This window comes from Halocatena pleomorpha (genome assembly GCF_003862495.1).
GTDB classification, from domain to species: Archaea; Halobacteriota; Halobacteria; order Halobacteriales; family Haloarculaceae; genus Halocatena; species Halocatena pleomorpha.
In genome coordinates, this window is the sequence record NZ_RRCH01000001.1 from 41,945 (window position 1) to 52,597 (window position 10,653).

The following is a 10,653-nucleotide window of genomic DNA, read 5'->3' on the forward strand; positions in this document are numbered from 1 at the left end:
ACTCGATGCTCCTCGCTGTCGATGCTCCGTCACCGTGCTACACGTCGTCCCCCCTGACGCGTCAGCACAGGAAAGAGCTGATGCCGAAGACGTGTTGCAATTCGCTGAACATGTCCTTGGGCCGGACGTGGCGGCTGAAGCGGTAATCAGGGAGGGGTCGAACATTAGAGACGGCATCGTTCAGGCGGCCAAAACCACGACGTCACGACGATCGGAGCCCCAGAGCGGAGATCTCGATTAGAGCGGCTCGTGTTCGACCCAGTACAGGAAACGCCGTCAGAACGGGATGATGTAAACCGTCCTTATGACGCGTGACTCCAACCGGACGATGCGATCGCTCTACTACCAGTGGAAGCAAGGACTCGAAGCGATATCAGACGTTGAAATGAAAGCTCGCAACGAATCGAGTCGTGAGAGCGTTCTATAGTACGAGATTGTGGAATCGTCACCAAAGCATTTTCTCACTAAAGTAAAAGAACGCCAAGATGACGGTGACACACGGAAGATGCTCTACCGCATCGAGTATGAACCACACCCAACTGGCGATGAAACCGTTCACTGGCGCTTTCTCGGGACAATTACCGATGACAGCTAGACCGTGATCCGCACGGTAAGTCTTCAGCCATTGTATCACTTCGTCTCGGTCACACCCGGTCCATTCTTCACTCTCATCACAGCTGTGCTGTCTTTTTCGTACTCACTCAGAGTCAACGCCCTTACTTCGGAGAGCGGGTTTCTGTAAACGGCTTTTGCTCACGCAGGTTGAGATGGAATTTGTACATTCGTGCCACGAGACGGCTTCTCTCGGTATGCTAGTCGATCTCAGATACTGAGCCGAATATTCCAGCGAGTAGCTGCTGATCAGTGTGATCGACTCGGTGATCCGGTCTGCAAGCGGTGTAAGTGTCTTCTCACCAGCTGTGACCGTCGCCCGTTCGAATCGCCACTGGTTGTTGTCGAACGGGACGTCATAGTTCGCCTCAGCTCGTGTGAGGATGCTCTGGACTGCAGCCTTGGAAATCTCGAAGAACGCGGCGGTTGCATGTTTCTCGCGGCCCTTGCGTACTTTGTGGATGAAGGTCTAGGCGCGAACGTACTTGGCAGGAAGCTGCTGGAGGAACCCGTCTTCTACCGTATAGCGAAGGGCGGTCGCCCAACACGCTTCCCATCAGCGATAGCAGCGTCGATTCCCCCCGCACGCGCGAGCGAATTATCATACGCCAAACACCATCATCATGTTCATCATCATCTCAGCCATCCAATCGTCTTTACCAACTGTCCCAACCGGCTGGTTTGCAAGGTCGATGTCAATGGTTCTCTTGCACAGATCCTCGATGAAGCCAGTGGGGGCGGCGAACGCCCGAGATGGAGGCAGAGGGCCACGCCGAGAACGATTGCCAGGCTGGTGAGAATGACTGTCTTTGGATTCACTACGCAAACCGAAGATGATAAGTGAACTAGTTTCGATCTCGACGTATGTTTGATCTGAGCGTTCTGATTGCATTCATTCCGGCCGCAGTCATGCTCATTATCTCACCGGGTCCAGACAGCATTTACACGCTGACTCGGAGTATCAGCGATGGACGCACTGCTGGTGTGATGGCTGCACTGGGTTCTTCGAGCGGAAGTATTGTCCATACAACCGCTGCGGTTGTTGGTCTTTCAGCACTTCTGCAACAGTCAGCACTCGCCTTCACAGTCGTCAAATTCGCCGGGGCTGCCTACCTCGTTTACACTGGTGTCCAAACACTGAGGAGTTCTGAAGAATTCGAGATCTCGCCAGAGACGGACAGCTACACGCCCACCCAGTCATACCGGAGCGCGCTGCTGATCAACGTACTGAATCCAAAGGTAGCTCTGTTTTTCCTTGCGTTTCTCCCGCAGTTCATTCAGACGGAAGCTAATGCTCCCGTTCAGATTTTCACGCTGGGTATCCTGTTCGCCGGGCTTGGATTCGTGTATCAAGCATTACTGGCGATCTTCTCAGCGAGCGCGAGACGAGTGATAACGGAGAAAGAACTCGTGAAAACCGTCCTGCGTGCGGTAAGCGGAAGCGTTCTCGTCGGATTCGGGGTGAAACTTGCGCTTGAACGCCGTCCTACGTAATGGCATTCTCTGAGAAAATAGCGTTCGTTACCGATACTCAACAGCATAGTGTCCGATTCGACAGATGTACACAGCGCGAGAAGCGCCTATTGACTGAAGTCGGCTGCGTCGATTCGTCGTACACAGTCATCTTCGAAACGTTGACTATCGAGATGGATTACGGGATTGCTTGTGCATTAGAAATCTACCTAGCTGACTTCTGTTCTGGGAGCTCCTCGTTTCAATATCGTGGTAGGTTTCAGGGGACAGATATGTGTCGATAGAGCCTATAAACGTTTCTCATTCAGTAAGCATCCGTCCTGTCTTCGTGGACTCCCCCCCTGTACACAGACTTTATAAAGGTCCACGAAGGTGAGTTCAGTTGTTTGCTGACTACACAGACTCCGGTACTTTATTCTCAGCGCTCGATCGCTCGGCGTACATCGAGATAGCCCACCTCGCCCTCGTCCCGATCAGGATCGAGTAGCACCTGAAGGAATCCATCGTCATCCCGCTCGAAGCCCAGCGGACAGCACTAAGCCACTTGCCCTGATCCTGAGCTCGCGCCGCGCCAGCCTCAACCGCTTGATGAGCCGCCGTCGTTCTTCCTCCGCAACCGCTACGGAAATGTCAGCAATCAACTTCCTGGTTCCGTCTGGTCGAACCTCCTCGACCCAACCATCGGTAATCGCGACGATCGTCCCAGCATCTTCGCACGTCCCGAAAAGCGCTGGCAAATACTCCCGAGTCACGCCAGCCGTGAGATCTCCCACACCACGACGTACTCGTACTGGCCGGTCTCGATCACGTCGATCAGCTCACGGAATTGTACACGACCAGGATCAGAGCCGGAGTGACTGAGGTCGGCGTAGTGATCGACGTCCACCTGGTCAACATCGTGGTCATCGAGCCAGCTATCGATCGCGCTGCGTTGTGGGTAGTCTCTTGGGAGTCGGTTGAGGCGCGAATATAGGTCGCATAACGAGCCATCTGAGTACGACTTACTGACCGGGTGCCAGCCATATAAAGAACGGTAGTTGCTGACAGGCTGTCAGCAGACATCTCCCTACTGACAGGGGGAGAACCACGAGTACTACACAGCCGAGTAGATCTGGCTCAGAAAAGGGACTTCTGAGATACCACTAGCGGTGCGCCACGATAACCATAGAGCACGGGGGTGCCGTTCTCACCTGATGGTCCAACCCTTAGTCAATAATCGGTGGATGATCAAGAGCTTCAGTATCGTTCTCGCGGATGACCTCCGTCTCATCCGTCTCAAGATCGTAATGGAATTCGTTGATTGAGGAGTTTGCCTGTGATTGCTCCATGATTGCCTCTGCAATGTCGAGTTCTTTGACGTGCCCGAGAATCAAACGGATAGGGCCGCCGTGGGCGACGATGAGAATGGTTTCGTCCGGATCACACTCGCCCAGTAGGTCTTTCCATCGCTCAACGACGCGATCGCGAACTTCGACGAGACTTTCGCCGCTCTCTGGCTGTTCGTATGCTGCTTCCGGACCGATTTCGAGTCCGTACTCCGGGAACCGCTCGAACATCTCGTCGGCGGGGAGACCCTGATACATCCCGATATCGTGTCCACGCCACGCGGACTCGAATGTGACTGGTGCATCAACGTGTTCAAGCAGTAGTTCTGTCGTCTCCTTTGTCCGATAGAGGTCCGACGACAGAATGCGATCGACATCGTATTCGTCTGCTAGTGTATCCCCAACTTGATTGGCTTGTTCTCGCCCTAATTCGGTGAGTGGAGCGGGTGCCCAACCCTGCATCAGCTCTTTACGATTCCATGTTGTTTCGCCGTGACGGACTGCGACGATAGTTGTCATCCGTGAGCGTAAGCGGAACGACGGCAAGAGGATTGCTTATTAGTTTCAGCTGTACTAATCCAACTGACTGAACTTGACTAGGTAGATTGGTCATGCACAGACCTCTGAGAGATTTAGCCTGCCGAGATTGGTTTCAGCATTTGTCGTGCATGAGAAATCCACCTTCCTGAATTCAGGTCCAGTCAATCAGCAGTCTACGTAGTTGTCTCGGTTATCTCACTGGCTGGAGCTTCCCAGAAATCGATGATAATCAACCCAACGAGAAAGAAGGTAACGAGCGATGACACGGCAAGGAGAGGGGTGTGAAATCCGCGATCCATCCACCAACGGGTTGGAACGGAACACGGACCAATGCGTACACCATTGAAGCCTTCGAGAGCGCTACCTCCAGGGGCGAAACATCACTCTGGGCAATCAGAGACAGACACTTGATCACGCCAAGTCGAAGGACGTCATCTTGCTTCAACAGAGCAGATATTCGGCTTTTTCGTAACGACTATTGCTTGGTGAGCCCGAATATGCCCGATGACACGGTGGTGGACGCGGCGGATGCTGCTACTGACTGCTGCGGTGACAGGACTCACCGGGACCGCAGGATGCTCGACATCGCTTGTTCGCGACCCGCCACCAAAGCCCCGCGTCAGTATCCAGTCCCAGAGCTTCGATCCAGACCGGCTCGTCATCGACCGTGGGGAAACGGTCACGTGGTGGAACGTCGAAGACATAGTACATACTGTCACTGCCTATGAAGAACGGATTCCCGACGAGGCGGATTACTTTGCGAGCGGTGGGTTCGACTCCGAACCTGTCGCTCGTAAGAAGTACAGTCCCCTCGCCGGTCGCGTCGAGGAACTCGAAACCGGGAGACTTCGACGGGACGACCGCTTCGAACACAGATTCACTGTCTCAGGGCACTATCATTATTTTTGCATCCCACACGAGAATGGGAGGACGATGACTGGAACCATCGTTGTCCGGACGGAAGCAGGCGAGATTCCGTCGTCCCGAGAGGTGGTCCAGCCCAATACCGACCACGTCATTCAGATGGGTGCGACGGCTTTCCACCCAGAATCGCTGACGATTCACACGGGTGATAGTGTGGGCTGGGTGAATGGAACGGGAATTGCCCACTCTGTCACTGGGAAGGCGTCGTAGACAGCGAGGACGTGGTATTCTCCGCCGCAAGGAGGAAATTTCCGGAACATGGTGAGTATTTTGCCAGTGGGGGATTCGACTCGTTGGAGGCTGCGGTACGGGACTGGAATACGGCACGGAAGGGTGATGTCCTCCCCAACAAGCCATTTGTTCATACGTTCGAGGAACCTGGGACGTACCCGTATCTGTGCATCTTGCATTCCGACAGGATGGAAGGCACCGTGAACGTACTCGAAACGTAAGGTCATCCGTCGAACTTTATTGGTGTCCTGCTGAAAGCGACCGTCTCACGGGAGCTGACAATCGCTCCGCCAGTCCTCACTGCTGGAGAACTCGCTGACTGGATTGCCATTCATCTCCGGCTCGGTCTGGCTAAACAGCCCGTCCTTCGTCGGATGAGGCGGTATGCCGAGCGACAACTCTCCACAAACACATCCCAGATTGACTCGTACCACAGCAGACAGCTTGGATCCCAACGATATTTCTGAAGCGTACAGCCGGGCACAATTATTTCAGAGATGGTTAAGGGAATAAAAGTTGCTGAGGATCTATTTGCGTTTGCACTCCGAAGTTAGGACAAGATAACGTATTTCGTTACGGCAGTGGAACCCCGATGGATCTCACTCTTGAGGTCGAGTGGTAGATAGGCGTCACGAGAACTCTCACTTGAGCCACGGTATCCTTCCTTCGAGGGACACGTAGGTGACGAACCGTCTCCACCGATCAATTCACCTATTTAGATTGATAGTGAACGTTACCGGCACTTTTGTTCAAACCCACCACTGTGTCGGCCACAAAACTTATTCAGGAAAATAACAATTTTTAGACGATGTGTCACAGGACGATAATACACAGCATTTAGCGACCGTTCTGCCACATCGAGAATTATGAAACGAAAACGACTATCAACTGTTGCGGTCCTTGCTGTCCTTCTCGTCTCAGCCGTGGCTATCGGTGTCTCTCCGTCGGTGGTAGCGACCGATGGCGACGACGCAGGCGACGATAAACCTACTGCTACGAAGCTCACGCCGGGAAGTACAGCGACTGATGCTATCATTGCGGGAGATGTCGACTGGTATTCGTTCGATGCGGAGAAGGGTGATCGACTGTTCGTCGAGCTCACCGCGCTGACCGAGGAGTACGACCAGCTCCGGATGGAGTTCTACGCGCCGGACGGGTCGGAGCTCGGTGAGGTCAGCGAATCGACCGGCAATCCACAGAAACTCGACGTTGACCGGGGACCCACAGCGTGGGGCGGTGACATTGCGCCCGCCTCGGGGACGTACTTCGTGAAAATCGAGCCGTGGGTGAGCGACGGTACCACGTCAACCGAGTACGAGCTCGCGGTGGAAACGAAATCCCTGGACGCTGACCGACCCGGAGACACGCCCCCGACCGCTGTCTCCATCGACGGCAACACGACCGTCTCGGGAACGATGAGCGGCCAGGACGTCGATACGTACGCGATCGACCTGACCGAGGGCGAAACGATCGAGGCGTCGATCGAATCCGAAACCGACGCGTTGGGCAACATCCAGCTCGTCGATCCATCGGCCTCGGAGTACATGCACAACGGGTACAACGAACAGTACGATCTCTCTGGAGGCCCGGCGCTGAACGACGCGTTCAGTTATATGGCATCGGAGAATGCAACGCACTACCTCCGCGTGTATCCCGGAAACAACAGCAAAGAGTGGTTTACGCGTTCGTCATCGTACGAGTTGTCGGTGTCGGTCAGCTCGAACGAATCGAACATCCCTGCTGACGAGGTGGGTGACAGTCGGAGCGAGGCAACCACGATGGATGCGAACGCCACCACGTCGGGGACGATTTTCGGCACCGACGCAGACTGGTATGCGTTCGATGCGTCCGCCGGCCAGTCGATCGGTGTGGAACTGACTGCGATAACGGCGAACGAGGAGGACCTCGTGTTCTCCCTGTACAATCCGGACGGCGACGAGATCGGTGCGTATCCGAACGATGCACTGAATCCGGCCTATCATACCGACCGTATCGCAACGGGTCCGGGGACGGGTGGTGGAGACACCGCCATCCAATCCGGGACGTACTACGTGAAGGTGAGTGGCGCCGGGCCAGTCTCTTCGACCGCGTACAATTTGTCTGTACAAACACGCCCCCTCGACGATCACGAACCGAACGAACAACCATCGATGGCCAGCTCAATCGGTGACAATGGGTCTGTTGATGGAGTCATGACGGGTTCGGATGCGGACACCTACAAGATCGACCTCGACAAAGGCGATCGGGTGCGTGCGACGCTCGACCGTCGTGGTGGATTCGGGATCCATACGGAGCTCCTCGAGCCCGATACCCCGGACACACTGCAATCAGAATCCGAATGGGAATATGACGTGTCCGAATGGACGGTTGAGGGATTCAACGCCACCATAAACGAGAGCGGTACCTACTACGTTCGCGTCTATCCGGTGGAGAACGGGGTTTACTCGTTCTTCGAGACCGTCGATTACACGCTCTCGGTGTCGGTTGCTGGGAACGGCGAAGAGTCGGACACCGAAGAAACGCCGGACGACGAGACTGAAACACCAACGGAAGACACCGATACGCAACCGAAGGACACGGAAACGGAGACCGAAGGCACACAGACACCAACGGAGGACACTCCAACCGATGAGCAGATGACACCGGAGAGCACGCCAGACGATTCGACACAATCGAATGGCGATAGTGTCACGAAGAGTGATGATGCCGGCCAGCCCGACAGCGTCGACACCGAATCGAACGATTCGGAAAGAGAGGTTTCCGCACCGCCGTGTTGATAGTGTAACCCACGAATTCGTCCTTCGTTTTTGCCGTGTGAGAACCTACAGCGACGCAATCGCCCGAAAATATATTCTTTCCGGGGTCGTGGTCGGCGTCAGCGTACTCGCGAACCTCCTTAACGAACGCCTGATACTCCGGATTTGGGTGAGGATTGATGAACTTGTTAATGATGTAAAGCATTCGGGACAGTTCCCATGATGGGTTATACAATTTGGAACATTTAGAGAGATCATCATTATCTATGATCTGTTTGTCTCTTTTATTTTCGCTATACTCGTCCCCCCATCTCATCTTCGCGCTTGGATACCATTACGGGAAAACACAGACAGAGACTCCATCCCGGAGCTAGGTTGTCTCTTCGCCTGGAACGTGAGGGACGTCGTTCCACGTTCAGAAAGTCACCTCAGCAATGCTAGTGCACATCATCCATCAGAACATAAAGAATGGGCCTTTTGCACGGTATGTGTAAAAGGAAATCCTTCTGCACGGTCGGAGGGGCGTTTGAGATCGTGGCCATTCGCGGGACCGTTGCTCGTCACTCACTGAATGTTCGACTGGGCAGCGAGGGGTGCGCTGCTCCTTTAAGTGGTTCTGGCGATAAGGTGAAGATATAGACGAGGTTCCGTGCGTGTTCTGTGTTGATAAGCTTTGAGCCAGATGATATGCCTCACAAGGAAGGATCTAGTACCTTTGAGACTTAGCTACCCGTTGTCGGTTCCGTCCTGATTCTATTCCGTTCGTATGTTGCATGATTCTCTTATGGATATCACCCAATATCGATCCATCAGCCGATCGATTGATGCTGTGAGAATATCGAAATCGGGCGTTTCAGAGCGGTAGTTCGTGGTGAGTCGCACGTAACTCTACATTCACGCAATTGCGAGTACAATCAGAGCTCTCCCAATAGTATGGACGGTTCGAATACTCCGTCAGTGGTAGGTAGTGATTGCTTCGCTGGCCGTCTGATTCTCTATGAAGAACTGCACTTTTGCCCAGTAGGTACAGAAACAGATCTATATGCACACACCCCGCAAAATCTCTGGTCTCGATTCAGTCGCTTTCACGGAAATCAGTAGCTGACCGCCAACTTTGATATCGAGAACGACGAGGCCAGGCCGTCTGTCTCGTTATTCTATGGGACAGATAAGTAGTATTTGGGAAAACATCTTTGTTTGTGCCATACGAATAGCCAACTATGTCAGTTGAAGCAGATTCACATGGCCGACTCTACCTGTCCGCAGACTTGAGACAGAAGTACGGCGAGAAGTTCCACGTCGTCGAATACGAGGATCGACTCGAACTTATACCAATTGACGAGGACCCACTTCAAGCAGTCCGCGACGAACTCGGTGACGCACTCTCTGGGACATCCAGAGCCGAACTCCGGGAAGAAGCGCTCGAACGGGCGAAACAGGAGGCTGAAGAGGATCTCGAACAGGCGAAGCGAGACACAGGGGCCACTACTGAATGACGGTGTTCGTCGAGAGTGACTTCCTTATTGCACTCGCAACGGATGACGACCGGCTCCAAGAACGGGCCAAAGAAGTCCTCGACGGGCGAGAGATTGTCACGTCGCTGATCTCGTACCTAGAGTTGCTCATCGTTCTTGAGCGCCACCAGTTCGACTACGTCCGACTGTTTGCCAACCTCCTCGATCTCGTTCCTGTCGGTGCTGAGCACGAGCAACAAATCGTCTTGAAGGCGGTCACCTATTTCGAGGACGGGATGACACCGTTCGATGCCTTCCATGCGGCCACTGCCGAAACGCGTGGGCTATCGATTTGCTCGTCCGACAAAGCGTATGAGGATGTTGATCCAGATCGGCTCCCGCTGGAACCGCAGAGTAGTACAGAGGGACAACGATAGGTGGCAGTAACGAATTTCAGCGAGATCATCCGTGGTGTGACGGAGAACGTTTTCAAATTGATGATGAAGAGCGCACGGAGAACGATTGCAGCTCCCACGTTCAGGGCAAACACACAACATAGAGAGTGGCATGCTGACTTGTGAACTTAAAGTCAGGCAGATAGATTGCTCATGGATGACTGGGTTCGAAGCCTGTATCAGTGGTGTGGATTTCGCAGGGGGCTATATACGATGAATCCACCTAGCCGACCACTGGTGTTTAACAGGGATTCACCCCCCCTCACACAGCGGTTTCGTCGACCGCGACCCGCGACGGCGAAGCCGTCGGCGGGTCCGGAACGCTATCAGAAATCCGATGCACTCGGTTCCAGACTGGTCTGTGAGAGCGTTCAACGCCGAATTCAGTCAGAATCGAAGTTGTCACTCTGAGCGAACAACCAGCCGTGTGGAGCCGGACAGCGAAGCGTCTCGTCAACGTCGCCGGCTGCTCACGCTCCCAAGTTTCTTCTAAATCCACTGCAAGGCACTTGCTGAGCAGGGCTACGAGCATTCTGACCAAGAACTCACGACCTGCTCGCTTCTCAAACTGGCGTAACTAGACAGTACCAAGTGACAATATATATTAGCGTGGAAATATTACCATCATCGTAATGAGATATCATTGTATTGTTCCTGAATCTGACATCGTTAGCCATCATCGAGAGAGTGAGTCATGACTGTATCTCGTCGATCGATGCTTCACACTGTAGGCGGACTCCTGCTGACGACCACTACTGCGGGGTGTACCGATGGGCTATTCGAAGGCAAAACCCCAACCCAAACGGCGACTTCTGAATCAACAACCCAAACGGCGACTTCTGAATCAACAACCCAAACGGCGACTTCTGAATCAACAACCCAA

At 53.8% G+C, this 10,653-nt stretch carries 9 protein-coding genes and 3 pseudogenes; 7 read left to right on the top strand and 5 right to left on the bottom strand.

Annotation, left to right across the window (positions count from 1 at the left end):
• Window positions 1-34 precede the first annotated feature (34 nt).
• On the top strand, window positions 35-241 hold the full coding sequence (locus tag EIK79_RS00220) for a hypothetical protein (protein WP_124953154.1): 207 nt from the start codon (window positions 35-37) through the stop codon (window positions 239-241).
• A gap of 642 nt (window positions 242-883) precedes the next feature.
• On the opposite strand, the pseudogene EIK79_RS18560 reads toward EIK79_RS00220, so the two are convergent.
• A pseudogene (locus tag EIK79_RS18560) lies at window positions 884-1,363 on the bottom strand (recombinase family protein); the annotation flags it as partial.
• A gap of 113 nt (window positions 1,364-1,476) precedes the next feature.
• Here EIK79_RS18560 and EIK79_RS00230 point away from each other — a divergent pair.
• The gene (locus EIK79_RS00230; protein WP_124953155.1) at window positions 1,477-2,106 is read left to right on the top strand and encodes a LysE family translocator; all 630 of its coding nucleotides are present in this window, start codon (window positions 1,477-1,479) and stop codon (window positions 2,104-2,106) included.
• A gap of 485 nt (window positions 2,107-2,591) precedes the next feature.
• Here the strand turns inward: EIK79_RS00230 and EIK79_RS18565 are convergent, their stop codons facing one another.
• The 3 genes from EIK79_RS18565 to EIK79_RS00240 form a co-directional block, all read right to left on the bottom strand.
• Window positions 2,592-2,858, bottom strand: a complete 267-nt coding sequence (locus EIK79_RS18565; protein ID WP_233737798.1) for a hypothetical protein — start codon at window positions 2,856-2,858, stop codon at window positions 2,592-2,594.
• Window positions 2,834-2,971: a recombinase family protein gene (locus EIK79_RS18570; RefSeq protein ID WP_233737800.1), complete on the bottom strand. Its 138-nt coding sequence runs from the start codon at window positions 2,969-2,971 to the stop codon at window positions 2,834-2,836. The genes EIK79_RS18565 and EIK79_RS18570 overlap by 25 nt, the downstream gene beginning before the upstream one ends.
• 319 nt (window positions 2,972-3,290) lie before the next feature.
• Entirely contained in the window at window positions 3,291-3,929 is a 639-nt protein-coding gene (locus tag EIK79_RS00240; RefSeq protein ID WP_124953156.1) for a histidine phosphatase family protein, read from the bottom strand.
• A 525-nt stretch (window positions 3,930-4,454) separates the two neighbouring features.
• Here EIK79_RS00240 and EIK79_RS00245 point away from each other — a divergent pair.
• The 4 genes from EIK79_RS00245 to EIK79_RS00260 all read left to right on the top strand — a co-directional run bounded on the left by EIK79_RS00245 (window position 4,455) and on the right by EIK79_RS00260 (window position 9,752).
• Window positions 4,455-5,084: a plastocyanin/azurin family copper-binding protein gene (locus EIK79_RS00245; protein WP_124953157.1), complete on the top strand. Its 630-nt coding sequence runs from the start codon at window positions 4,455-4,457 to the stop codon at window positions 5,082-5,084.
• An 887-nt stretch (window positions 5,085-5,971) separates the two neighbouring features.
• Window positions 5,972-7,882, top strand: coding sequence for a pre-peptidase C-terminal domain-containing protein (locus tag EIK79_RS00250; protein WP_124953158.1), 1,911 nt, complete (start codon window positions 5,972-5,974; stop codon window positions 7,880-7,882).
• 1,199 nt (window positions 7,883-9,081) lie between these two features.
• A complete protein-coding gene (locus tag EIK79_RS00255) occupies window positions 9,082-9,357 on the top strand; it encodes an AbrB/MazE/SpoVT family DNA-binding domain-containing protein (protein WP_124953159.1) in 276 nt (91 codons plus the stop codon).
• On the top strand, window positions 9,354-9,752 hold the full coding sequence (locus EIK79_RS00260; protein WP_124953160.1) for a type II toxin-antitoxin system VapC family toxin: 399 nt from the start codon (window positions 9,354-9,356) through the stop codon (window positions 9,750-9,752). Before EIK79_RS00255 ends, EIK79_RS00260 begins: the two co-directional genes overlap by 4 nt.
• 283 nt (window positions 9,753-10,035) lie before the next feature.
• Here EIK79_RS00260 and EIK79_RS00265 read toward each other — a convergent pair.
• Window positions 10,036-10,302 (bottom strand): annotated as a pseudogene (locus tag EIK79_RS00265) (IS6 family transposase); the annotation flags it as partial.
• Between the two features lie 162 nt (window positions 10,303-10,464).
• Between EIK79_RS00265 and EIK79_RS18350 the strand changes: the two are divergent.
• A pseudogene (locus EIK79_RS18350) lies at window positions 10,465-10,653 on the top strand (DUF4397 domain-containing protein); the annotation flags it as partial.

Bases quoted from the DNA above. Each gene is read 5' to 3' on its own strand.
- EIK79_RS00230 (WP_124953155.1), top strand. From the start codon at position 1,477: ATGTTTGATCTGAGCGTTCTGATTGCATTCATTCCGGCCGCAGTCATG.
- EIK79_RS00240 (WP_124953156.1), bottom strand. From the start codon at position 3,929: ATGACAACTATCGTCGCAGTCCGTCACGGCGAAACAACATGGAATCGT.
- EIK79_RS00245 (WP_124953157.1), top strand. From the start codon at position 4,455: ATGACACGGTGGTGGACGCGGCGGATGCTGCTACTGACTGCTGCGGTG.
- EIK79_RS00250 (WP_124953158.1), top strand. From the start codon at position 5,972: ATGAAACGAAAACGACTATCAACTGTTGCGGTCCTTGCTGTCCTTCTC.
- EIK79_RS00255 (WP_124953159.1), top strand. From the start codon at position 9,082: ATGTCAGTTGAAGCAGATTCACATGGCCGACTCTACCTGTCCGCAGAC.
- EIK79_RS00260 (WP_124953160.1), top strand. From the start codon at position 9,354: ATGACGGTGTTCGTCGAGAGTGACTTCCTTATTGCACTCGCAACGGAT.